Raw genomic sequence first — 25,256 nt, 5'->3', positions numbered from 1 at the left:
AAAATGAAAGAAAATAAATATTCTAGATTAGTTGCACCAAATGATAAAATATATCTGTGGATAATAGCTATATTTGTAATTGTATTATTTTTTTATAATACAATAATAGGTTTTGTTGGTGTACTTGTATTGATATATCTCATTTATTATTATTGGAAAAATATTCATGCAAAAAAACAGGAGTGGACTAGATATATTGAAGGTCTAGCAGAAGAATTTGATTCTGTGACTAAAGAAGCTATTTTCAATATGCCTATACCTTTAACTATGATAGGTAAGAATGGAAATATTAGATGGTATAATACAAGGTTTTTAAGCATGATGGAAGAGAAAGATATTTTAGACAAGAACATAGCCGATCTTGTACCAGGAATGAAGGTAGAGGAAATATTTAAAGGAAATACTGGGCTTGTTGAAATAAATTTCAAAGAAAATTATTTCAAAATCTATTACAATATAGTTGATTCTAAAAAGACTATAAATTCAAATGATACAATTGCTATGCTTTATTGGATTGATAATACTAGTTTTTCTTTATTAAAAGAAAGGTACAATGATGAAAAACTTATAGTTTGTGTGGCTCAAGTGGATAACTATGATGAAGTGAAGGCAAATACTGATGAGGTAAATAGACCTATTGTATTTGCAGAAATAGATAAGAGAATTAACTCTTACGTTTCAAGTATGAATGGATTTGTGAGAAAATATGAAAATGATAAATATATGATAATTTTTGAAAATGCTCATTTAGAGCATTTGGAAGACAAAAAATTTGATATTTTAGATAAAATACGTGAAATAGATTTAGGAAATAAAATTCCTATTACTTTGAGTATGGGAGTAGGTGTAAATGGGAAAAATCCTAATCAGACTTATGAATATGCAAAAGCTGCTATAGATATTGCATTAGGCAGAGGAGGAGATCAAGCAGTTGTTAAAAAAATTGATAAATTGAGTTTTTATGGTGGCAAGACTAAAGCTGTTGAAAAGAGAAACAAGGTTAAATCTAGAGTTATATCTCATGCTTTAAGGCAACTTATAGACCAATCTGAAGTTGTATTTATAATGGGACATCAAAATGCTGATATGGATTCTTTTGGTGCAAGTGTTGGAATATTAAGGGCTGTTAAAAATAGAAACAAAAAAGGATATATAGTACTTAAAGATTCTAATCCATCTATAAAAAATATTTATGATAGAATGAAAAAAGAGCAAGCAGAAATTTTGGATTCAATTTTGACTCCTGAGGAGGCTATGAATAAAGCCAATAAATTTGATTTACTTGTTGTTGTTGACAATCATAAGCCAAGTTTTATGGAAGCTCCAGAATTGCTAAAGGCAATAGATAAAGTGGTTCTTATAGATCACCATAGAAGAGGAGCAGAATTTATAGAAGATCCAGTTCTTACTTATTTGGAACCATATGCATCATCAACTTGCGAATTGGTTACAGAAATACTATACTATATGTCAGATAAGATGGAACTTACAAATTTTGAAGCGGATGCCCTTCTTGCAGGTATAAGTGTGGATACGAAAAATTTCACTTTTCAAACAGGAGTACGTACCTTTGAAGCAGCTTCTTTTTTGAAAAGAGCTGGAGCAGATACTACTTCTGTGAGACAACTTTTTAGAGATGACTACAAAACTTTTTTGTTAAAGGCAGAAGTAGTTAAAAATGCAAAAGTTGTATATGACAAAATAGCTGTATCAAGACTTTCAAAGGAAACACAGGATTCTGTTCTTATTGCAGCTCAAGCTGCCAATGAGCTTCTAAATATAAATGGAGTTTCAGCTTCTTTTGTGTTGGCTTTAACTAACGGGAAAATTCATATAAGTGGTAGATCTTTAGGCGATATTTCTGTTCAATTGATATTGGAAAAATTGGGTGGAGGAGGACATTTAACTAGTGCTGGTGTACAGCTTGAGAATATGAGTATTGATGAAGCTGAAGAAATGCTTAAAAAAGCTATAGATGAATATTTAAAGGAAGGTGAGGATAAATGAAAGTGATATTGTTAGATGATGTAAAAGGATTAGGGAAAAAGGGTGATTTAGTCAATGCTAAAGATGGATATGCTAGAAATTTTTTGTTTCCAAAGAACCTTGCTATAGAGGCTACAGAAGGAAATTTGAAAGTGCTTAAAGAAAAGAAGAAATCAGAAGCTATTAAGAAGGAAGAAGAATACAAAAAGGCTTTAGAACTTAAGAAAAAATTGGATGAAAGTACTGTTGAAATCAAAGGAAAGGCTGGAGATGGAGGAAGATTATTTGGTTCTATAACTTCAAAAGATATAGCAGAAGCTCTCCAAAAACAATATAAAGTTAAGATTGACAAGAGAAAAATTGTTCTTGACGAAAATATAAAAACTATTGGGACAACTATTGTGGATGTAAAAATTTATCCAGAGGTAGTGGCTAAACTCAGAGTGAAAGTAGTAGAAGAAAACTAGAGAGGTGATTGAGATAGATATTCAAACTTTAGGGAGAATACCTCCCCATAGTCTTGAAGCGGAGCAGTCTGTGTTGGGAGCTATGATTATTGACAAAGAAGCTATAAACACAGCTGTTGAAACTATTAGACCGGAAGATTTTTATAAGGAAGCAAATAAGGAAATTTATGAGACTATTTTGGAATTATACAATAGAAATGAGCCAGTAGACCTTATTACTTTGTCTGAAGAATTGAAAAAAAGGGGAACTTTAGAAAATGTGGGGGGAATTAATTATTTAACAAGCCTTTCAGGAAGTGTTGCTACTACAGCCAATGTAAAATATTATTGCGATATAGTAGAAGAAAAATCTATTTTAAGAAGACTCATAAAATCTTGTGATGAAATAATAACTAAAAGTTTTGAAGATGCCGAAGAAGTTAATAGTATTATTGAAAGGGCAGAAAAAAGTATATTTGATATAACTCAAGGAAGAAACAATGAAGGGTTTTCACCAATAAAGGAAGTTTTATTAGATAGTTTTTCTAGAATTGAAGAAATGTCTATGAATGAAGGCGGACTTACGGGTCTTACTACGGGTTTTTTAGATATTGATGAAAAACTTTCAGGGCTTCAAAAATCAGATTTGATACTATTGGCAGCAAGACCATCTATGGGAAAGACAGCTTTGGGATTAAATATTGCATTGAATAGTGCAATAAAGGGGAACGGTCATGTTGCAATATTTAGTCTTGAGATGTCAAAAGAACAATTGGTTCAGAGGATGCTCAGCAGTGTTTCTCATGTAAATTTGCAGAAGATAATTAGTGGAAGACTTGATGAAGATGAATGGGTAAAAATAGTTCAAGCTATGGGTCCTCTTTCAAGTACAAATATATTTATTGATGATACTCCAGGTATTTCTATTATGGAAATGAAGGCAAAGTGTAGAAAGTTAAAGATAGAAAAAGGTTTAGATTTAGTGGTTGTAGATTATTTGCAACTTATGCAATCTGATTCACCAAGTGAAAGTAGACAGCAGGAAATATCCTCAATTTCGAGGGGATTGAAAGCTTTGGCAAAGGAAATGGAATGTCCTGTATTAGCTCTTTCTCAACTTTCTCGTGCTCCAGAATTGAGATCTGATCACAGACCAATTCTTTCTGACTTGAGGGAGTCTGGAGCTATAGAACAAGATGCAGATATAGTAATGTTTTTATATAGAGATGAATACTACAATGAAGATACGGATAAAAAGAATATAGGAGAAGTAATCATTGCAAAACACAGAAATGGTCCTACTGGTACGGTAGAATTGTTGTGGATGGGACAATTCACTAAGTTTGTCAATTTAGAAAAATATAGAGAGTAATTTAAAACTTATGCAAATTGGGTATTTATAATATGGCAAAAAAAAACGGGAGGGATTGTCATGGATAATAAAAAGGTTTTACCAGTAAGTGAATCAGTTAAGTGGATAGGCATACTTGATCCAGGTTTGATAACTTTTGATGTAGTCATGGAGACGAAATATGGCACTACTTATAATTCTTATTTTATAGATGCAGAAAAAAAGGCAATAGTAGAGACAGCAAAAGAAAATTTTAAAGATGAATATATTGAAAAAATAAAAAGTGTAGCAAATCCTGATGAAATAGAATATATCATTGTAGACCATACTGAACCAGATCATGTGGGGAGTTTGAGACATTTACTTAAAATAGCAACTAATGCAACAGTTGTAGGAAGTAAATCAGCTATAAATTTTTTAAAACATATGATAGATGAAGAATTTGAATATATGATAGTTAATGATGGAGATACTTTGGATTTAGGAAATAAAACATTGAAATTTATTTCTGCACCTTTTCTACATTGGCCAGATAGTATGTATACTTATCTTGAAGAGGAGAAAATATTATTTACTTGTGATTCTTTTGGATGTCATTTTTGTGATGAAAGAATGTATGATGATCTTGTAGACAATTTTGATGATGCTTTTGACTATTATTTTCAAGTTATATTAGAGCCTTTTAGTGGCTATATGATAAAAGCTATTGAAAAAATTAGTCAACTTGATATAAACACTATATGTCCAGGACATGGGCCAATACTTAGATCCAATTGGAAAAAGTATGTAGATCGTTCTTTGAATTTGGCTAAAAAGGCAGATGATAGACCAACTAAACATAGTGTATTTATTCCTTATGTATCTGCTTATGGCAATACAAGAAAGATTGCAGAGAAAATTGCTGAAGGAATAAAATTGGCCGGGGATATTGATGTGGAAGTAATGGATGTGGAAATGGCAGATTTAGGAGAAGTGGCAGAAAAAATAGAGAAGAGTACAGGTATAATCATTGGTTCTACTACTATAAATCAAAACATACTTCTCCCAATATATTCATTATTTGCTGTAATCAATCCCATAACTAATAGAGGAAAACTTTCAGGGGCTTTTGGTTCCTATGGTTGGAGTGGAGAAGGAGTAAAGATAATACAAGACAATTTGAAAAATCTTAAATTGAAATTGTATGATGAAGAAGGATTAAAGGTAAATTTTGTACCTTATGATAAAGCTTTTGAAAGAGCCATAGAATATGGCAGAGGATTTGGCGAAAAATTGTTGGGAAAGAGTAAATAAATGCTTCGAGGTTTTTCCTCGAAGTATTGTTTCTATAAAGGTGGGGTATGTGTATGGAGCTAGAAAGGGGCATTAAAGGAAATAGAGTCACAATATTGCCACTTAGGCTAGAAGATGTATATCTCATGATGAATTGGGGGAAACATGAAAATCCCCTTTTAGAAGACTATAATTTTCCATATGTTGATGAAGAAGAAATTGTAGAATGGTATGAATCAAAGACCTTTGGGAAAAGTAAAAAGTACTTTTCTGTATATAATGAATATGGAAAACTCATTGGATATTTGGGAATAAAACATATAAAAAGGTTAAAAAGAGAAGCTACATTGGGCATAGTGTTTGACCCGAATTATGTAAATAAAGGTTATGGAACTGAAGCAATAAAAGCTTTTTTAAAATATTTTTTTAATGTTTTAAATATGAAAGTTTTATATTTAGAAGTAGCTAGTTTCAACAAAAGAGCTATAAGGTGCTATGAAAAATGTGGATTTGAAAATATAGCTAAATATTTACACAGATACCCCGATCAATCTATAGATGAAAATGATCCTTATTTTGTTGAAGAAAAAGATTCTTTTGTTTTTAAACATGGAAGGATATATAATTATATTTACAAGATGAAAATAGATAAGGAAAAATTCACTAAAATGGAGGCAGAAATTGAAAAATGAGATATTGAATATAAAATTAGGACAATTATTATCTAGCCTTTCTCTAGCATTAGATATAGCAGAAAATAGATATTTTGGCCATTCTAGAAGGACAGCTTATATTGCATATACTATTGCGAAAGAGATGAATTTTAGTGAAGAAGAAATTGTAAATACCTATTATGCATCTCTTATACACGATATTGGAATGGCAGGACAAATGTCTAGATATAGTGTAATAGAAATTCATTTTGATGATGTTTTGAAAAAAGATCATTGTAGTCTAGGAGGAAAAGTGGTTAGTAAACTGCCGCTATCTTCAGATATTATAGACTATATACTATATCATCATGAAGAATGGGATGGAAGTGGAGTATATGGGTTAAGTGGCGATGATATACCATTGCCAGCTCAAATTATTCACTTGGCAGATTTTTTTGAGTTGTTTTTTTTGAGAAGACATGAAGAAATGGAACAAAAAATAGAATTGGAATTAGTTAAAGAATGGATAAATACTTATAAAAATAAAATGTTTAATGAAGAGATATGTGTTGCTTTTCTCTCTATTATAGAAAAGGATAAAGTTTTGGTTTGATTTAAAATTTGAAAATATTAGAGAAGCATTGAATATTATTGAGCCAGATAAAAATACTACTGTAGATATTTATGATTTGAAAAGAATTTCTCAGGCCTTTTCAATACTCATTGACAGTAAAAGCCCTTTTACATATGAACATTCACAAGGAATTGCAAAAATAACCAATAAATTTTCCACTTATTTAGGATATAATCCATTGATGGTCGAAAAATTAGAGATAGCTGCCAATCTTCATGATATAGGTAAACTTAATGTTCCAAATAGTATTCTTGAAAAGCCAGGAAAACTTTCAGAAGAAGAATTTCAAATCATCAAAGCTCATCCATATTATACAAAGTTGATACTTAAACAAGTTGAGGGAATTGAAGATATTGCTGAATGGGCTGGCAATCATCATGAAAAATTAAATGGGAAAGGGTATCCTGAAAAACTAGACTATAGGAGTATAACTAAAGAAGATCAAGTGATTGTACTTGCTGATATATATCAAGCATTGACTGAAGATAGGCCCTATAGAAAGGGTATGAAGCCTAAAAGTGCCATAGATATAATGATGGGTATGGCAAAAAAGAATTATATAGACTATAATCTATTGCTAGAGTTCAAACAAATAGTTGTTTAGAAAATTTAAGTTTTATAAAGGCAGGTGAAAACTATGAGCTTTGTATTGGAAACTACAGAGATTGATTTAGGTGATACTCCTATTGAAAATATATTTATAAATGATTTCATGCCTATGGCAGATGGTACTTATGTAAAAGTTTATCTTCTTGGGTTTAAATTTGCCCATGATAAAGATTCAAATATTGAGGTAAATAATGAAACTATTGCCAGACATTTAAACATTCCTCTATCTGATGTATTACATGCATGGGATTTTTGGGAAGACAAAGGAATAATAGAAAAAATTCCAAAAGAAGATGGAGATGAATATGATTATGAAGTCAAATTTTTAAGTCTTAAACAGCTATGCATAAATAACAATTATAAAAAAATTTCTCTTGTCATGCACGAGGAAGCAGCATCCAAAGGCTATGTCTGCTCAGAGGAAGATCTCATAGAAGCCAATAGAATTGCAACTATAAATAAAATGTTCAATTCAATTGATTACACTATGAGAAGACAATTAGTTCCAAATGAGAAGAAAAAAGTTCTTGAATGGATGAATAATTACAATATGGACCCTGATATGATAGTTAAAGCATTTTTTTATGCAGTAGAGAAAAAGGGCATAAGAAGGATAAATTATGTAGAAGGAATAATTAGAAATTGGTATGATTCTGGAATAACCAATGTGGAAGCATTGCAACAAGAAATGAAGAAAAATGATGAAAAGTATTATAGATATATGAGAATAATGGAATACCTAGGTTATGGAAAGAAATCTCCTACAGAAAGTCAAATGAAAGTTATAGATAAATGGTTTGAAGAGTATGGCTTTTCCTTAGACATAGTTCTTAAAGCTTGTGAGAATAGCAACAAAACTTCCAATCCAAGTATCAACTATATAGATGGAATATTGTCTTCTTGGTATACTAAAGACATAAAAAATGTAGAAGAAATTGAAGAAAAAGATAAAAAACCTGAAAGAGTTTATCCTAATGAAAAAAGAGAATATACCAAAGTTACAAGTAATCCAGTGAAAACTAGATTTCACAATTTTGAGCAGAGATCGTCAAAATATACTTCTGATGAATTGGAGGAAATTGCAAGAAAAAAAAGAGAAAAATACTACTTTAAGGCTAAAGGAGAATAGCTATGAATAAGGAAGTTTTAAAGTCAATATTAAGTGAATATGAAAAAAGAAGAGACAAGGCCCTTTATGATCAAAAAATGAGACAAGAAGAGGTCTATTTAAAAGTGCCTGAAATAAAGGAAATAGATATGGAAATATCTAAAACTGGAATTCTTATTTCCAAAGCTATTTTGGAAAATCCTGAAAGCTATGAAAAAAAGGTAGAAGAAATAAAAAAGAGAATGGAGAAGTTGAAAATGAAAAAGGCTATTCTCTTGACAGAAAATAATATACCTATGGAATATTTAAATGTAAACTATGAATGTAATAGATGCAAAGATACAGGTTATCTTGAAAATGGAGAAAAATGTAGTTGCTTAAAGCAAGCCCTAGTAAATAGAGCTTATAAAATGTCTAATATTGAGAGTATACTTAAAAAAGAAAACTTTAGGACTTTTGATATAAGTATTTTTCCTGATGTACCCTTTGAGGATGAAAAGTTAACACCTAGGGAAAATATGAAATATATTTCTGACATTTCCGTAGGTTTTATAAACAATTTTGATGAGAAAAATGGGGAAAATTTGCTATTTTATGGTTCAACAGGTCTTGGCAAAACTTTTTTATGCAATTGTATTGCAGAAGCTCTACTAGAAAACAATAAAATAGTTGTGTATCAGACGGCTTTTACTATATTAGAGATAATAGAAGATCATAGGTTTAGGAGAAATACTAAGGAATTTGATGATATGGATTATGAATTGTTGTTTAAAACAGATCTTCTCATTGTAGATGATTTGGGAACAGAAGTTGCCAATACTTTTACCAATGCAGAAATATTTAATATAATAAATACTAGACTTATAGAAGGTAAAAAAACTATTATTTCAACAAATCTTACTCCAAAAGAAATATCTGATATATATACAGATAGGGTATTTTCGAGAATACTTGAAAAGTTCATACCGCTTAAATTTTATGGACCTGATTTGAGATGGGAAAGGGGAAAATAATATGGATTCAGAAGAAAGAAGAAAAGAAGTATTTAATGTACTTAAAAGTTCTAAAGAGCCAGTTAAGGGAACAGAGTTAGCTAAAAAAATGGGAGTTAGTAGACAAGTAATAGTTCAGGACATAGCTATATTGAGGGCAAGTGGCTTAGATATTGTAGCAACACCTCAGGGATATATTATATTTGGCAATGAAGAAGAAAGAAAAGTAGTAAGGACTATAGTATGTAAACATTCAGGGTACAGTGAAATTGAAGATGAATTATATACTATTGTAGATGCAGGAGGTAAAGTGTTGGATGTAATTGTCGAACACCCTTTGTACGGAGAAATAAAAAGTCCACTCATGATTAGTTCAAGGCTTGATGTGGATGAATTTGTGAAAAATTTAAAGGCCACTAAAGCAGAGCCCTTATCTTCCCTAACTGATGGAGTTCACATACATTCCATAGAAATAGAGGATGAAAAAATTTTTGAAAAAATAATAGAAGAATTAAAAAATAAAAAATACTTGATTAGTGAATGATAAAGTGGTATATTTATGTACATACAGGTGACAAGACAACTGTAAATACATTCAAGGAGTGCTTAAAATGGAAACTAAAGAGATGAAGGGAAGCAATGTTAAAGAATATTTCATAAAAGTTTTCAATGGAATGGCCTTAGGTCTATTTTCTTCTTTAATTATCGGACTTATTATTAAACAAATAGGAACTCTTTTTAAAATTCAAGTTATAGTTGAATTTGGTCAATTTGCTCAATATATGATGGGACCAGCTATAGGAGCTGGTGTTGCTTATAGTTTAGGAGCATCTCCATTGGGTATTTTTGCATCCATAGTGACAGGAGCTATTGGTGCAGGAACTATATATTTTGATGGTGGAAATACGATGATTAAAATTGGTGAGCCAGTAGGAGCTTTTGTTGCTTCTCTACTTGGTGCAGAATTCTCTAAACTTGTGCAAGGAAAGACAAAAGTAGACATAGTATTGGTTCCACTTGGAACAATAATAGTAGGCGGTTTAGTAGGACATTATATTGCACCTGCAGTTAGTGGACTTATGGCACTTATAGGGAATATGATAAATTTGGCTACAGAATTAAAACCAATACCTATGGGAATACTAGTATCTGTTCTTATGGGAATTGCACTTACACTTCCTATAAGTAGTGCTGCAATAGCTATATCATTAGGACTTAGTGGACTAGCTGCAGGAGCTAGTACTGTAGGATGTGCTGCTCACATGATAGGTTTTGCTGTAGCTTCTTATAGAGACAATGGCTTTGGTGGATTTATAGCTCAAGGGATAGGTACTTCTATGTTACAGATTCCTAATACCATTAGAAATCCAAAGATTTGGATTCCAGCAGTAGCTACTTCAGCAATACTTGGACCTATTTCTACTACTATATTTAAAATGGAAGGAAATCCTGTTGGGGCAGGTATGGGAACTAGCGGACTGGTTGGACAGTTTGCAACTATAGATACTATGGGTTCTAGTCCAAGAGTATTTATATATATTTTATTGTTGCATTTTATATTACCTGGAATTATTTCTTTTATCATTTCTGAATGGATGAGGAAAAAAGGATATATAAAAGAAGGAGACATGAAAATATAGTACTTGAATTTTAAAGTTTTTTATGGTATAATATCTTTTAAATTTTAATAGTTTTTGCATTGATGGGAAATAGTAAATAAATTTAGCCTCTTAAGAGAGCCAATGGTTGGTGAGAATTGGTGAGGAGATTTATTGAATCCATCCCAGAGCAAATTGCTGTTGAGTGAGCTTTTTAGCTAACTAGGGTGGCAACGCGGGATACAAACTCTCGTCCCTATATATTGGGATTGAGAGTTTTTTATTTTTAAAAATATGAATAGGAGGGTTGAAAATGTTAGATATCAAAAAGATAAGGAACAATCCTGATTGGGTAAAAGAGCAAATTGGCAAAAGAAGTGGAGAATATGATATTGATAAGGTTCTCGAACTAGATGAAAAGAGAAGGAACCTGCTTGTACAGGTTGAAGAGATGAAAGCAAAGCAAAATCAAGTATCTAAAGACATTCCTAAAATGAAAAAAGAGGGAAAGGATACCTCTGATTTAGTTTTGGAAATGAGAAATTTATCTGACAAAATAAAAGATATGGATGCAGAAGTAAAGGAAATAGATAAGGAACTTAGGGATGCTATTTTGAGAATTCCAAACATACCAAATGAAAAAGTAATTGTAGGTAAAAGTGATGAAGAAAATGTAGAATTGAGAAAATGGGGTGAACCTACTTCTTTTTCTTTTGAACCTAAGGCACATTGGGATTTGGGTGTAGATTTAGGTATATTTGACTTTGAAAGAGCTGCAAAAATTACAGGAGCAAGATTTAGCATATTTAAAAACAAAGGAGCTTTACTTGAAAGGGCACTTATAAACTTTATGCTAGATTTACACACCATAGATCAAGATTATGTAGAAATCGCACCACCTTTTATGGTGAACAGAGACAGTATGACAGGAACTGGGCAATTACCTAAATTTGAAGAAGATGCCTTTTCTATACCAAGCAAAGACTATTTTTTAGTGCCTACAGCAGAAGTGCCAGTGACAAATCTTCATAGAGATGAAATACTTGAAGAAGAAATGCTTCCTATATTTTATACAGCCTATACACCATGCTTTAGACAAGAAGCAGGTTCTGCTGGCAGGGATACAAGAGGGCTTATAAGAAATCATCAATTTGACAAAGTAGAACTAGTTAAATTTGTTAAACCTGAGAATTCTTATGATGAACTTGAAAAGTTGACAAGTGATGCTGAAGAAGTTTTAAAAAGATTAGGAATTCCTTATAGAGTAGTCATGCTATGTACAGGAGATTTAGGTTTTTCGTCTGCTATGACTTATGATATTGAAGTTTGGATGCCAAGCTACAATAGATATGTAGAAATTTCTTCTTGCAGCAATTTTGAAGATTTTCAAGCTAGAAGGGCCAATATTAGATATAGAAGAAAGGACAATGGGAAACTTGAATATGTTCATACATTAAATGGTTCTGGGTTGGCAGTTGGAAGAACTTGTGCAGCATTAGTTGAAAATTATCAACAGGAAGATGGCTCTATACTTATTCCAGATGCACTTAAACCTTATATGAAAGGATTAGAAAAAATAAGTAAATAGATTTGATGAATATGAGTTAGGTATAATATTTATTATTCCTGACTCATAATAAGTTTTTGAAGGGTTTTTTTTAGTTTTGGAGAATAGTCATATTTATCAGGGGGGTAGATATTTTGGGAAAAAGAAAATTTGTTTTTATTTTATTTCTATTAGCCATTTCTTTGGCTTTATCTAGTTGTGGGATTGGTACTACTAAAAATCATCCTACATTGCTTACAGAAGATTACAATGGGCTTAAAATAGATAGTTTAAATAAATACACAATAGAAGTAGAATTAAATACTGAAGAAAAAACTTATTCAGGAAAGCAGTGGATTAATTATGTAAATAATACTGGAGTAGAATTATCAGAAATATTTATTCATTTGTACCCAAATGCTTTTAAAACAAAAGCAACAGCTCCATTTTTTGCTGAGTCTATTAAAATGACTTATCCAGATGGCTTTAAGCCTGGATTTATTGATATAGAAAATTTAAAAGTAGATAAAAGAAAAGTGGATTATGACATAGGCAGTGAGGGAGATACTGTTTTACATATAGAACTAAAATCTCCCCTAAAGCCAGGGGAAAAAACAGAGATATATTTAGAATATGAAGTACAGCTTCCGCCAGCTCAAGACAGATTTGGGTATGGGGAAAATACATTTAATTTAGGAAATTGGTATCCTATAGTATGCGTATATGATGAAGATGGCTGGAATACAGATCCATATTATATATTGGGGGACCCTTTTTATAGTGATACTAGTAATTATAAAGTGAGAATTATAGCTCCTAAAGATATTATAATTGCATCAAGTGGGAATATATTGAAAGAGAAAGTTAAGGCAGATAAGAAAATTTGGGATATTGAAGGGAAACTTATAAGGGACTTTGCTTGGGTGGCTAGTGATAAATTCAAAGTTTTAGAAGGAGAAGTGGAGGGTACTCAAATAAAAGCCTATTTTTTAGAAGACTATCCAAGTACAAATGAATTTGCATACAATACCATAGAAAATTCAATCAAAACTTTTAATAGAATATTTGGTAAATATCCGTATGGACAGTATAGTGTAGTAGCTACCAATTTTTCTGGAGGTATGGAATATCCAGGGATAGTGTTTATAGGTAAACAATTCTATAATAATTATTCGAGGAATGATTTGGAAAATGTAATAGTGCATGAAACAGCTCATCAATGGTGGTATGGCGTTGTAGGTAATGATGAAATAGATGAAGCTTGGCTAGATGAATCTTTGGCTACTTATTCTGAAACTGTATATATAAGTGAAATATATGGAGAAGAAATGGCTGAAAATTTTTATGAACAAACTGTAGAGGATGCTTATACTTATGGAAAAGAGTTATATGATTTTGATGAAGTCATGTTAAAACCTTTGAGTAAATTCCAAAGTTGGGCAGACTACGGATCTTTAGTTTATTCAAAAGGGGCTATGTTTTTAAATGAAATAAAAGATGATTTTGGAAAAGAAATTTTGTATGATATATTAAATAAGTATTATCATGAATATAGATTTTTAAATGCAAAATCAGCGGATTTCATAAGAGTTTGTGAGGAAGTTACAAATACAAGTTTTGAGGATAAAGCAAAAGAATGGTTTTATGGGAATAAATAAAGTGGAGGATTTTCCTCCACTTTATCGATTACTATTTTTTACAACCCCAATTACAGCTACTAAATAGGATAATTAGTAGAAGGAAGAAGAATAGCAAACTTGTATCATCATAGCAACCCCAACGATTTGTATCTGCCATAACAAAACCTCCTTATTAAGCTTTTAATTTTGCCTAATACATTATATAAATCTTGATTTAAATTTGTTACAAAAAAGTGTGTTTTTTCGGCATATGTTTCCTTACGATGTTAAAATTGCCAATGCCAATAAAGAACGGGTAGAAGGATATCTTGAGTTGACTTTTTGCTGGAAATCATTTAAAATATATAGTTGTCTAATATGTGCATCCGTAGCTCAGTAGGATAGAGCAGCGCCCTCCTAAGGCGTGTGTCGGGGGTTCGATTCCTCTCGGGTGCACCATTTTTTAAATTTGGTGAATGTTATGGATGAAGTATATATGAGCATTGCATTAGAAGAAGCATATAAAGCTTATAGCACCTTGGAAGTACCGGTAGGTGCTATTGTTGTTCATGATGGGAAAGTTATAGCAACAGGATACAATATGAGAGAGGCCCTAAAAGATCCTACTGCCCATGCTGAAATGATTGCCATAAAAAAGGCCAGTGAATATTTAGGTGGTTGGAGACTTATAAACTGTACTATGTATGTGACCATAGAGCCTTGTCCCATGTGTGTAGGAGCAATACTTAATTCTAGGATAGAAAGATTAGTTATAGGTGCAAGGGACTATAAAATGGGATGCTGTGGTACAGTAGTGGATTTAGTCAATCAGCCAAGCTTCAACCATAGTGTAGATGTGACTTTTGGTGTATTGGAAGATGAATGTTCAAGTATTATGAAAAAATTTTTTAAGAATTTAAGACAAAAATAAATTTTGGAGAGATGTCCGAGAGGTTGAAGGTGGTGGTCTCGAAAACCATTGCACAGTTTATGCTGTGCCGAGGGTTCGAATCCCTCTCTCTCCGCCAAATAAAGTCTAGCATATGCTAGACTTTTTATATTGTTGCGGTACACAAATTTTATTTTCTATTGATAAATTTAATATTCTTTAAATAATTATAAAATTTATTTATAATTATTTATTTCATATTAGCTATAATGTATAATCAATGCATTAAAATTTAAAAGTAAAGAAGGGAGTAAGATATGAACCAAAAATTTAAATCATTATCTTTATTAGTCGCAGTATTGATACTTACAATGGTTTTCTTATCTGCTTGTTCAAAACAAGATACTAAATCAGAAGTAACAGAACAAACAGAAGAAATATTAGAAACAATTACTACTGAAAAGTTAAAAGAAAAATTAAATGACGATTCATGGATAATAGTTGATACCCGTATTAATGATGCCTATAATGGTTGGAAGTTAGATGGAGTAAAGCGTGGAGGGCACATAGCTGGAGCAGTTGATTTTTCAGCTAATTGGCTGAAGGTAAAAGTTGAAGATAAAGAAAAAATTTTAGATGAAGCTCTAAAAACTAAAAATATTACTGCTGACAAAAACATAGTACTATATGATGCAAATGGAAAAGATGCACTAGAAGTAAAAGATTATTTAAGCAAAAAGGGATATAAAAGCTTATATGTCTATGATGTAAGACAATGGGCTGAGGATGAAAGCTTACCTATGGAACAATATAAAAACTATCATATGATAGTACCTGCTAGTATAGTTAAAGATATTGTTGATGGTAAAAAACCTGAAACATTTGAAGATGCAACAAACATAAAAATAGTAGAAGCGAGCTGGGGAGAAGAAAAAACTTCTTATGCTAATGGTCACATTCCTACAAGTGTTCATATAAATACAGATACGATAGAACCACCACCAGAATGGATGTTAGCAAGTGATGCAGAATTGACTCAATTTGCTTTAGATTACGGTTTTACTAAAGATGATACAATAATAGTTACTGGAGAAGCTCCAATGGCTTCATATCGTGTAGCAATGGTATTAAGATATATGGGTGTTAAAGATGTAAGAGTATTAAATGGTGGTTTAAATGCTTGGAAGGCAGCTGGATATGAAGTTGAAACTGTTAGCAACAAACCTGTTCCAGGGACTGATTTTGGGGCAAAGATACCTGCTAATCCAGACTTAATTGATACAATACAAGAAGTAAAAATTGGATTAAGCAAACCTGATGAATTTACTTTAGTAGATAATCGTACATGGGAAGAGCATATAGGTGAAAGTTCAGGATATAGTTATCATGATAAGAAAGGTCGTATACCTGGCTCTGTCTTTGGCTATGCTGGAATTGGAGATTCAAATTCATTACAATATTATCGCAATATAGATGATACTATGCGTAATGCAGATGAGATACAAAAATTATGGGAAAGTTGTGGCATCGATACAAATAAGCATCTATCATTTATGTGTGGTAGTGGATGGCGTGCTGCAGAAATATTAACATATGCTAACGTCATGGGATATGATAATGTTTCTGTTTATAGTGATGGATGGATTGGTTGGAGTAACAATCCAGATAATCCTATTGAGACTGGAGATCCTAGGAAATAAGGTATGCTATGAAAAACAAAATAATAAAATCTATCTATATATTTATTGCCTTTATTCAAGTGGTTTTAATAACAGCTGTTTTTATAATAGACAACTTAACTAGTAAAAAAGCTGGTGTAAATCATCATATTTACTATAGAAGACATCAATTTGAGCAAAATATATATTCTATTAATAACTTATTGTGGCAAAACATTTTAGCAGTTGTATTGGGGATAATTTTTCTTATTTTTTTAATATTTGCTATAAAGTATAGGAAAAGTTTGTTTGTAAAAATTCAGTTATCTATAACAGTAGTGCTTAGTTTTTTGCTTAGTGGTATTATTAGCAGCCAATTTTTTATAGATAAGTTGGCATATCCATATTTTATTATGGTTTTTCAACTAATTTTAATTATACAAATTTTGTTTATAATAGTTATGGGGTTTGTTAAAATATATTAGGTATAGTAAAAAAGTGTGTATTCTTTAAAATGATATACACACTTTTTTAGTTTCTTAAAGTTTTGTTTTAGTTTCTTATAGATAAAATTTATATATAAAAATGTACTATAAAGTATTTCAATTTAAATATGTGTTTTAACTATGATATAATTTCCATGGTTTGTTAGAGATATGCTTTTAAAAAATAAAAAATAGGAGGGTATATTAGATGAAAATGAAAAGATTTAGTTTAGTATTAGTTGTATTAACAGTTTTTGCATTATTATTAACTGGTTGTACTAAAAATGAAGATAAAAAAGAGGGAAGTGCTGAATTTAATTATCGTACAGCTGAAGAAGTAAAGGCAAATATTGAAAACAATGATGATATCATATTGCTAGATATTCAACCTAAAGATGCTTGGAATGAACACCATATTCAAGGTGCAATACCAACACATGCTTACCCAGTTGAAACAGAAGAAGACAAAGCAAAATTTGATGGAGTTATGTCAGATTTAGAATCTTCAGAAGCTCCAATTATTATAGTATGTCCAGGTGGTAAAAAAGGAGCAGAAAGAACTTATAAATATTTATTAGAAAAAGGTATTAAAGAAGATCGTCTATTTATATTAGAAAATGGTCAAAACGGATGGCCTTATGATGAGTTATTAGAAAAATAATTGCCTTTAAAGAAAGGTTGCTGATGTTTTGAAAAATATAAAAAAGTCTACTTGGGTAAAAATAGGTGTTATAGTGGGATTGATTTGTGTATATCTATTTGTTACTCCAGTTAGAACTAGCATTGAGAAAATAGTATCTCTATTTGGCAAATTGGATGTAGAGGCAATAAAGGAGTATATATTATCTTTTGGTATATGGGCACCTATAATATCATTTCTACTGATGGTATTTCAATCAGTAGCAGCACCACTTCCAGCTTTTCTCATAACGTTTGCTAATGCTTCACTATTTGGATGGGTAAAAGGTGCACTCCTATCTTGGTCAAGTGCTATGGCTGGAGCAACATTATGCTTTTATATAGCAAGGATATATGGTAGAAATACAGCAGAAAAGCTAACTAGTAAATTTGCTTTAGAAGAAATAGATAAGTTTTTTGATAAATATGGTGATTATGCTATTTTAATAGCAAGATTGCTACCCTTTATATCTTTTGACATAGTTAGCTATGCGGCAGGTCTTACAGCTATGGGATTTTGGTCGTTTTTTTGGGCTACAGGATTAGGACAACTACCAGCAACATTGGTTTATTCCTATGTTGGCGGAATGCTTACAGGAGGAACAAAGAAATTTGTATTTGGGCTATTGATTTTATTTTCTTTAAGTATATTGATATACTTGATGAAGAGAATTTGGAATGATCGAAATTCTAAAAAAATAGCTAATAATGCCGAGAAGATAGAAAAGAATTGATCTAACTATCATGATAAAGGGATTGTTTCAGAATATGAAGCAATCCTTTTATACAACTAAAGGGTGAAGATATGGTGAAGATAGATATAAATAATAAAAATTTACAAAAGATCCAAGAAGAAAAAAATAAATGTATAAACTGCAAGCTATGTATGAAAGGTTGTCCAATGCTTAGTGAATTTTGTAATTCACCAAAGGATTTATTAGAACATTTATTGTCAGAGAAAAAAGCAGACCATAAGTTGCCTTATTCTTGTTTGCTATGTGGATATTGTACAGCTGTTTGTCCAAAAGGTGTTGATTTAAAGGAAATCTTTTTTAACTTAAGAGAGAATATAGTATCTAAAACAAAGGGAAAGCTTCCTAGGGATTTAGGCTATACCTCAGTTAAATTTCATCAGATAAATAGCTTTTCAAGATTTTTTCGTACAGATATAATAGGTCTTGGGAAAGACTCAGATATTATATATTTCCCAGGTTGTAGCATTATGGCCTATAGCCCGGAAATTGTATTTAAAGCTTATAAATATCTTAGAGAGCTGATACCAGGTATTGGTATATACTTAAATTGTTGTGGAAATCCAACTTTTTCTATGGGTTATGTAGAAGAGTTTAACCAATATTACGATATTCTTAGGGAAGAATTCAAGAAAAATGGTATTAAAAGAGTGGTGACTACATGTCAAAATTGTTTTATCACTATAAAAGAAAATAGCAAGGACATTCAAGTAATTCCTATATGGGAAATAATTTCTAAAAGGGGTGTTCCTAAAAAGGTAAAAGGCAAAGGTAAAGACGTTGATATAGTGTTTTCCATACATGATCCTTGCCCTACCAGACATGAGATTAAAACACACGATGCAATAAGAGATATATTAGATCAAATAGGTATTAATTATACTGAAATGAAATTTAATAGAGAAAACACCCTTTGTTGTGGTTCGGGAGGAATGGCTTCTTTAACCAATAATAAAATAGCAACAGCCCAAAAGATGAGGAGGGCTAATGAAACTAAGGAAGAGTATATAGTTACTTATTGTGAAGAATGTGTAGGGTCTATGAAAAAAAGTGGTAAAAGTTCTGTTCACATATTGGATTTGTTGTTTAATGAAGATATATACAATACTTTCAATCAAGTAGAAATAAATACTGCTAAAAAATGGATTAATAGATATAAAGGAAAAAAGATGTTTAATAATCAGAAATAATAGCAGGAAGGATAAATATATGGAAAAGTCTAAAAAAGACATATTTAAATACATAGCTGTCCTATGTATAGTAGTTGGGTTAGCTATTGTTATAAACAAACATAATATATTAAAGAAATATGGTCCTAATGAAATAAAAGATTATATACAATCCTTTGGCGTATGGGCACCTTTAATTTATATTGGTATATTATCAATATTACCTTTATTGTTGTTTCCTGACTCAGTATTAGTAATAGCAGGAGGAATGATATTTGGATTATTTAAAGGTATTATTTTAACATCAATTGGTTCTTTAATTGGAGCAACTATTGCATTTTATTTAGCTAGAGCATTAGGTCAACAGGCTATTAAAAAGATAATTAAAAAAGATTTAGTGATATTTAAAGATAATTCGAAAATGAATGGGTTCTTTTTAATACTTATGCTAAGACTAATTCCATTGTTTCCATTTAAAGTTGTTAGCTATAGTGCAGGACTTTCTGATGTTAAATATAAGGATTTTTGTATGGCAACTATTATAGGCTCTTTACCTGGTATTTTAGTATACACAAATTTAGGTGATAAAACTACAGTATTTGGATCTAAGGATTTTTATATGGCAATAGGGCTATTAGTTGTTTTATTTGTTATTTCTTTTATATTGAAGAAAATACTTAAATCTAAAAAGGAGAATTATGATGAATAAAATATTATTTAAAAAGACCTTAATTCTTTTATTAATGATTGTATTAACTTTAAATTTAGTTGGTTGTAATTCAAAAACAAAAAATGATGAAGATGTATTAAAAAAAGATTGGGATGAAATTTTAGAATCTGCTAGAGGGACTACTGTCAATTTTTATGGTTGGGGTGGTAGCCAGCAGATTAATGCTTGGATTGATGGATACCTTTCTGATAAACTTAAAGAAGAATATGATATTACTATTAACAGAGTAGGCATGGATATAGATGAAATATTAAACAATTTATTAAACGAGAAACAATTAAATGTTCTAGATGGAAATATAGATGTAGTTTGGATAAATGGAGAAAACTTTTTTACTGCTAAGCAAAATGATTTGTTATTTGGGCCTTTTACTGACAAGCTACCGAATTTTAACAAGTATATAGACAAGGATTCAGTTGAAGTTAAATATGATTTTGGTTATCCTGTAGAAGGATATGAGTCACCTTATGGAAAGGCTCAATTTGTATTGGTATATGATAGTGATAAGGTAGATAAAGTTCCTAGAGACCATAAAGAATTGCTAGAATGGGCTAAAAATAATCCTGGGAAATTTACTTATCCAGCATTACCTGATTTTACAGGAAGTGTTTTTGTTAGAAATATTATATGTGATATTGTAGGTTATGAACAGTTTATGGACATGAAAGCAGATGAAGAAACTGTAAGAAAAGCTATTGAGCCAGCTATAGAATATTTGAAAGAACTAAAGCCTTATTTATGGAAAGAAGGAAAGACTTATCCTGCAGAATCGGCATTATTAGACAATATGTATTCTGATGGGGAAGTACTTATGACTATGACATATAACCCCAATTCCCCATCAGGAAAAATAGTTACGGGGGAGTATCCAGAATCAACAAGAACCTTTGTGTTTGATAAAGGGACTATAGGAAACACACATTTCTTAGCGATTGTTTATGATATTCTAAAAGTACCCCAAATTCTAATTGAAAATTCCTCTAGAAGAAATATATAATAACCCTATGATAATTCATAGGGAGGCTAGGGGATGATAAGTTTAATGGATAAACAAAAAATAATAATAGATGGATTTTTAGGAGGAAAATCTCAATGGGCAATCCACAGAGAGACTGGAATTGATAGAAAAACAATTAGAAAATATATCAGAGAATATGAAGAAAAAAGAGCTATGCTATTGGAGGGAGAAGGAGATAAAATAATTTTAACTGAAGAAATTGTAGAACCACCAAAATACGATGCGAGTAATAGAACTAAAGTTAAATTAACAAATGAAATAATGGATAAAATAGATTTTTATCTAGAGGAAAATGAAAAGAAGATACAAGAAGGAAAAAGCAAACAGCAAAAGAAAAGAATAGATATTCATGAATGCCTTAAAGAAGAAGGCTATGATATAAGTTATTCAACCGTATGCAACTATATAAAAAACAAATTGAATAAGAAAAAGGAAGCATATATAAGGCAAGAATATGATCCAGGAGATGTAAGTGAGTTTGACTGGGGATATGTTAAACTAGAAATAGGTGGAAAATCTAAAGTAATACAGATGGCTGTAATGACAACAGCAAGAGGAAACTACAGATTTGCATATCTCTATCAAAATCAAAAAATGGAAAGCTTTCTAGATTCTCATGTTAGATTTTTTAACCATGTAGGAGGGGTTCATAAGGAAATAGTATATGACAATATGAAAGTTGCAGTAGCAAGATTTGTAAGTAAAACAGAAAAGGAACCTACAGAAGATCTTTTAAAATTATCTATGTATTATGGTTTTAAATATAGATTTTGTAATGCCAGACGTGGAAATGAAAAAGGCCATGTAGAAAGATCTGTAGAATACGTAAGGAGGAAAGTATTTAGCAAAAAGGATTCATTTGAAACATTAGAAGATGCTAATAAATATTTAGAAGAAGAACTTAGAAAATTAAATTCTAAACCACAAAAGTACAATGAAAATAAAAGTGCAAAGGAATTTTTAGAAGAGGAATTACCTCACTTAATAAAACTTGTACCATCATATGATATTTCGAGAGTAGTAGAGTTAAGGGTAAATAAGTATTCTGTAATAAACATAGAGGAAAACAAATATTCAGTTCCGGATTCTTTGGTTGGAAAATTTGTAACAGCAAAGATTTATCCAAACAATATACTAGTATATCACGAAAACAAATTAGTAACTGAACATATAAGGAGTTTTGGTGCCAATACATGGAATATAAAAATAGAACACTATTTAAATACATTAAAAAAGAAGCCTGGAGCAATTCATAGAAGCACAGCCATGCGACAAATGAATTCCAAGCTTCAAGATATATACACTAAATATTATACCGAAAATCCAAGAGATTTCATAGACCTAATTGAATTAATTTCAAAAGAGGGCTTAGAAAAAATAGAAGAATCAATAAAAGAATTGGAAAAGATAAATCCTTTAAATATAGATACAGAAAAAATAAAGCTTTTATGTAATAGACAAAAAGAAACCATAGATGAAAACAAATATAAAAACACAGAAATAGAAGAGCATTCAAAGTTAATCCTTAATCATTATGGAGATTTACTAAAAAATTCATCAGGAGATTTTGATAAGGAGGCTTTGATAATATGAAAAAAGATATAGTTAAAACTCATATAAAAACCATAGCAAAGGAGTTGAAATTACCATATATAACTAGAAATATAGAGGATGAAATAAAGGAAGCAAATATAAAGAATTTAACATATGAAGCTTTTCTTTTATCCTTATTAGAAAATGAATATGACTTAAGAAAAGCAAATGGAATAAAAAGTAGAATTAGGCAAGCAAGATTTCCATATAAAAAGTATATAGAAGACCTAAGCCTAGAGGATTTACCTCAAGATGCAAGAGATAAGATAAAAGTATTTTCATCATTAGATTTTATAGAAACAGGACAAAATATAATACTTGCAGGAAACCCTGGTACAGGAAAAACACATATAGCTATAGGCCTTGGAATTAAAGCCTGTAACAAAGGATATAAGGTTCTTTTTACCACAATACCTTTGCTGGTAAATGAACTAAAAGAATCTAGATCTGAAAAAACGCTAAGGGCTTTTGAAAAGAAATTTGAAAAATATGACCTTATTATAGCAGATGAATTAGGATATATTTCTTTCGATAAAGAAGCCTCTGAACTCCTATTCACTTACCTATCCTTAAGGGCAGGTAGAAAATCTACAATAATAACTACAAATTTATCTTTTGAAAGGTGGGATGAAATATTTAAAGATCCAGTAATGACAGCGGCAATGATAGACAGGCTTACCCATAAATCATATATTGTAAATATGAATGGTAATTCTTATAGATTAAAAGAGACACAGCTTTGGTTAGAAAAGCAATAATTTTTTTACCTTAACTAGAGGAATTTTGGATTAAAATATAGGGGAATATTCACTTGACAAATACAGCGATTCCATTTAATTCACAGAACAAAGCTGGAGCTATGGCTGTAATAGACTATATTTTAAATGTTGAAGTTCAAGCTTCAAAATATGAACCAGAAAACTGGGGAGATCTACCAGTTCTAGATAATAGCAAATTGAGCCCAGAGGAAAAAGAGATTTTAGCTTCAGTGAATTTAGGAATAGCAACTCTTCCTCAAGATATTTTACTTGAGAAAAGAATACCAGAGATGCCAGCGGATTTAGTACCTATAATAGAAAAAATTTGGATGGAGACTATACCAGGTGAGAGTGATTAGTATTGAAATATAAAATGAAACCTTATATTTTACTGTTACCAATAATGATAGTTATACTAGGAATATTTGCTTCAGGGCTAATAATGGCATTTATTCAAAGCTTAGGACATTTTGAAGCTGTAGGACTTCATGAGTATACTCTTAGATATTACAAGGAAGTACTTAATAGCAAAGATTTTTTATCATCTTTAGGTTTTAGTCTTTATACTTCCTTGGTATCATCCATTATAGCTATAGTTTTAGGAGTATTATTGTCCTATTCTATATTTAAAACTAAGAATAATAACAGATTAGTAGAATCTATATATAAATTGCCAATCATTGTACCACATATAGTCGCAGTGCTTCTTGTGTACAATATTCTAGCACAAAGTGGAATACTCTCTAGAATGTTATATTCAATAGGTTTAATAAAAGAACCAACTCAATTTCCATCCCTTCTTCATGAGAGGAATGGCTTGGGAATAATAATAGCCTATGCATGGAAGGAAATACCTTTTGTAGCTATGGTCACTTATACCATTTTGAGCAATTTAAGTCATAACCTTTCTGAAGTAGCCCTAAATCTTGGGGCTACTAAAAGACAGGTGTTTTTTCATGTTATTCTTCCAATAATAATGCCAACTATATTTTCGTCATTTATTATTATTTTTGCGTTTTCATTTGGTGCATATGAAGTTCCTTTTCTTTTAGGTCCCACATATCCAAAAGCTTTACCTGTTAAAGCATTTATAGAATATAATAATCCTGATTTAACAAATAGACCATATGCTATGGTTATAAATATGATATTAACTTTTGTATCAATATTTTTAGTTTGGATTTATCAGAAAACCTTTGAATTAATTTCAAAATATAAAGGATGATATTATGAGTAATAATAAGAATTTATTATATAGAATTATAACTTGTGTTTTTTTAATATTTTTGGTATTACCTCTTATAGTCATATTAATCTGGAGTTTTACAAAAAAATGGCCTTGGCCATATTTACTACCAAAGGAATATGGTCTTAGAGGATGGAAGTATTTCTTTAATCCTAATAGTAAATCGCTAAAAACGCTTTTATACAGTGTTTGGCTTTCTACTGTTGTGACCATTATTACATTGATAATAAGCATTCCAGCAGGGAAGGCATTGGGAGTTTATGATTTCAAAGGTAAGAAATTAATTGAAATATTGATATTTGCACCTGTAATGGTGCCTACAGTTGCAGTTGCTATGGGAATACACCTTTCTTTTTTAAAGATGGGTATTGCAAATACTTTTTTTGGAGTTGTACTGATTCATCTCGTATTCCTTGTATTCCATATGGTGTTAAGATACTCTCAAGTGTTTTTGAAATAATAGGAG

The 25,256-nt window shown here is 30.8% G+C and carries 26 protein-coding genes, 2 tRNA genes and 1 other annotated feature; all 28 genes read left to right on the top strand.

The features are described from left to right. Nucleotides 1-3: 3 nt before the first annotated feature. Nucleotides 4-2,007, top strand: a complete 2,004-nt coding sequence (locus tag ACFWUA_RS04710; protein WP_416199002.1) for a DHH family phosphoesterase — start codon at nt 4-6, stop codon at nt 2,005-2,007. Then, on the top strand, nt 2,004-2,453 hold the full coding sequence (rplI, locus tag ACFWUA_RS04705; protein ID WP_416199001.1) for a 50S ribosomal protein L9: 450 nt from the start codon (nt 2,004-2,006) through the stop codon (nt 2,451-2,453). Before ACFWUA_RS04710 ends, rplI begins: the two co-directional genes overlap by 4 nt. 19 nt (nt 2,454-2,472) lie before the next feature. Then, nucleotides 2,473-3,804, top strand: coding sequence for a replicative DNA helicase (gene dnaB / locus ACFWUA_RS04700; protein WP_416199173.1), 1,332 nt, complete (start codon nt 2,473-2,475; stop codon nt 3,802-3,804). Between the two features lie 60 nt (nt 3,805-3,864). Continuing rightward, nucleotides 3,865-5,076 carry an FprA family A-type flavoprotein gene (locus ACFWUA_RS04695; RefSeq protein WP_416199000.1) on the top strand — a complete coding sequence of 404 codons (1,212 nt, stop codon included), beginning with the start codon at nt 3,865-3,867 and terminating at the stop codon, nt 5,074-5,076. 53 nt (nt 5,077-5,129) lie between these two features. Continuing rightward, entirely contained in the window at nt 5,130-5,747 is a 618-nt protein-coding gene (locus ACFWUA_RS04690; RefSeq protein ID WP_416198999.1) for a GNAT family N-acetyltransferase, read from the top strand. Next, nucleotides 5,737-6,321: an HD-GYP domain-containing protein gene (locus tag ACFWUA_RS04685; protein ID WP_416198998.1), complete on the top strand. Its 585-nt coding sequence runs from the start codon at nt 5,737-5,739 to the stop codon at nt 6,319-6,321. Before ACFWUA_RS04690 ends, ACFWUA_RS04685 begins: the two co-directional genes overlap by 11 nt. Nucleotides 6,322-6,349: 28 nt before the next feature. Beyond that, nucleotides 6,350-6,946, top strand: a complete 597-nt coding sequence (locus ACFWUA_RS04680; protein ID WP_416198997.1) for an HD-GYP domain-containing protein — start codon at nt 6,350-6,352, stop codon at nt 6,944-6,946. 33 nt (nt 6,947-6,979) lie between these two features. Continuing rightward, nucleotides 6,980-8,080 (top strand): DnaD domain protein, encoded by a 1,101-nt coding sequence (locus ACFWUA_RS04675; protein WP_416198996.1) that lies wholly within the window; start codon nt 6,980-6,982, stop codon nt 8,078-8,080. 2 nt (nt 8,081-8,082) lie between these two features. Beyond that, nucleotides 8,083-9,072 carry an ATP-binding protein gene (locus tag ACFWUA_RS04670; protein ID WP_416198995.1) on the top strand — a complete coding sequence of 330 codons (990 nt, stop codon included), beginning with the start codon at nt 8,083-8,085 and terminating at the stop codon, nt 9,070-9,072. Nucleotide 9,073: 1 nt separating this feature from the next. Then, the gene (locus tag ACFWUA_RS04665) at nt 9,074-9,595 is read left to right on the top strand and encodes a transcription repressor NadR (RefSeq protein WP_416198994.1); all 522 of its coding nucleotides are present in this window, start codon (nt 9,074-9,076) and stop codon (nt 9,593-9,595) included. A gap of 67 nt (nt 9,596-9,662) precedes the next feature. Further along, nucleotides 9,663-10,691: a PTS transporter subunit IIC gene (locus ACFWUA_RS04660; RefSeq protein WP_416198993.1), complete on the top strand. Its 1,029-nt coding sequence runs from the start codon at nt 9,663-9,665 to the stop codon at nt 10,689-10,691. A 50-nt stretch (nt 10,692-10,741) separates the two neighbouring features. Then, nucleotides 10,742-10,910 (top strand) — a binding site (T-box leader). Nucleotides 10,911-10,962: 52 nt separating this feature from the next. Then, complete coding sequence (gene serS, locus ACFWUA_RS04655; RefSeq protein WP_416198992.1) at nt 10,963-12,237, top strand: serine--tRNA ligase; 1,275 nt, start codon at nt 10,963-10,965, stop codon at nt 12,235-12,237. Nucleotides 12,238-12,350: 113 nt separating this feature from the next. Then, complete coding sequence (locus tag ACFWUA_RS04650; RefSeq protein WP_416198991.1) at nt 12,351-13,853, top strand: M1 family metallopeptidase; 1,503 nt, start codon at nt 12,351-12,353, stop codon at nt 13,851-13,853. A 343-nt stretch (nt 13,854-14,196) separates the two neighbouring features. After that, a tRNA-Arg gene (locus ACFWUA_RS04645) sits at nt 14,197-14,273 on the top strand. 22 nt (nt 14,274-14,295) lie between these two features. Beyond that, nucleotides 14,296-14,745, top strand: a complete 450-nt coding sequence (tadA, locus tag ACFWUA_RS04640) for a tRNA adenosine(34) deaminase TadA (protein ID WP_416198990.1) — start codon at nt 14,296-14,298, stop codon at nt 14,743-14,745. Between the two features lie 5 nt (nt 14,746-14,750). Next, nucleotides 14,751-14,842 (top strand) — tRNA-Ser (locus ACFWUA_RS04635). Nucleotides 14,843-15,020: 178 nt separating this feature from the next. Then, the gene (locus ACFWUA_RS04630) at nt 15,021-16,403 is read left to right on the top strand and encodes a rhodanese-like domain-containing protein (protein WP_416198989.1); all 1,383 of its coding nucleotides are present in this window, start codon (nt 15,021-15,023) and stop codon (nt 16,401-16,403) included. A gap of 8 nt (nt 16,404-16,411) precedes the next feature. After that, nucleotides 16,412-16,846 (top strand): hypothetical protein, encoded by a 435-nt coding sequence (locus ACFWUA_RS04625; RefSeq protein ID WP_416198988.1) that lies wholly within the window; start codon nt 16,412-16,414, stop codon nt 16,844-16,846. 208 nt (nt 16,847-17,054) lie between these two features. Beyond that, a complete protein-coding gene (locus tag ACFWUA_RS04620; protein ID WP_416198987.1) occupies nt 17,055-17,507 on the top strand; it encodes a rhodanese-like domain-containing protein in 453 nt (150 codons plus the stop codon). Between the two features lie 28 nt (nt 17,508-17,535). After that, the gene (locus tag ACFWUA_RS04615) at nt 17,536-18,258 is read left to right on the top strand and encodes a TVP38/TMEM64 family protein (protein WP_416198986.1); all 723 of its coding nucleotides are present in this window, start codon (nt 17,536-17,538) and stop codon (nt 18,256-18,258) included. A gap of 71 nt (nt 18,259-18,329) precedes the next feature. Beyond that, nucleotides 18,330-19,466, top strand: coding sequence for a (Fe-S)-binding protein (locus ACFWUA_RS04610; RefSeq protein WP_416198985.1), 1,137 nt, complete (start codon nt 18,330-18,332; stop codon nt 19,464-19,466). Nucleotides 19,467-19,485: 19 nt separating this feature from the next. Next, nucleotides 19,486-20,154 (top strand): TVP38/TMEM64 family protein, encoded by a 669-nt coding sequence (locus ACFWUA_RS04605; RefSeq protein ID WP_416198984.1) that lies wholly within the window; start codon nt 19,486-19,488, stop codon nt 20,152-20,154. Next, nucleotides 20,147-21,172: an ABC transporter substrate-binding protein gene (locus tag ACFWUA_RS04600; protein ID WP_416198983.1), complete on the top strand. Its 1,026-nt coding sequence runs from the start codon at nt 20,147-20,149 to the stop codon at nt 21,170-21,172. Before ACFWUA_RS04605 ends, ACFWUA_RS04600 begins: the two co-directional genes overlap by 8 nt. A gap of 33 nt (nt 21,173-21,205) precedes the next feature. Beyond that, on the top strand, nt 21,206-22,786 hold the full coding sequence (gene istA / locus ACFWUA_RS04595) for an IS21 family transposase (protein ID WP_416198982.1): 1,581 nt from the start codon (nt 21,206-21,208) through the stop codon (nt 22,784-22,786). Continuing rightward, nucleotides 22,783-23,544 carry an IS21-like element helper ATPase IstB gene (gene istB, locus ACFWUA_RS04590; protein WP_238021928.1) on the top strand — a complete coding sequence of 254 codons (762 nt, stop codon included), beginning with the start codon at nt 22,783-22,785 and terminating at the stop codon, nt 23,542-23,544. Before istA ends, istB begins: the two co-directional genes overlap by 4 nt. Nucleotides 23,545-23,597: 53 nt before the next feature. Further along, nucleotides 23,598-23,903, top strand: coding sequence for a hypothetical protein (locus ACFWUA_RS04585; RefSeq protein ID WP_416198981.1), 306 nt, complete (start codon nt 23,598-23,600; stop codon nt 23,901-23,903). A gap of 2 nt (nt 23,904-23,905) precedes the next feature. Further along, nucleotides 23,906-24,769, top strand: a complete 864-nt coding sequence (locus tag ACFWUA_RS04580) for an ABC transporter permease (protein ID WP_416198980.1) — start codon at nt 23,906-23,908, stop codon at nt 24,767-24,769. 4 nt (nt 24,770-24,773) lie between these two features. After that, nucleotides 24,774-25,250 (top strand): ABC transporter permease, encoded by a 477-nt coding sequence (locus ACFWUA_RS04575; RefSeq protein ID WP_416198979.1) that lies wholly within the window; start codon nt 24,774-24,776, stop codon nt 25,248-25,250. Nucleotides 25,251-25,256 lie beyond the last annotated feature (6 nt).

The sequence above is a fragment of the Sporanaerobacter sp. genome, assembly GCF_047830725.1.
Taxonomy (GTDB): Bacteria; Bacillota; Clostridia; order Tissierellales; family Sporanaerobacteraceae; genus Sporanaerobacter.
This window is presented reverse-complemented; position numbering and strand designations above follow the sequence as displayed.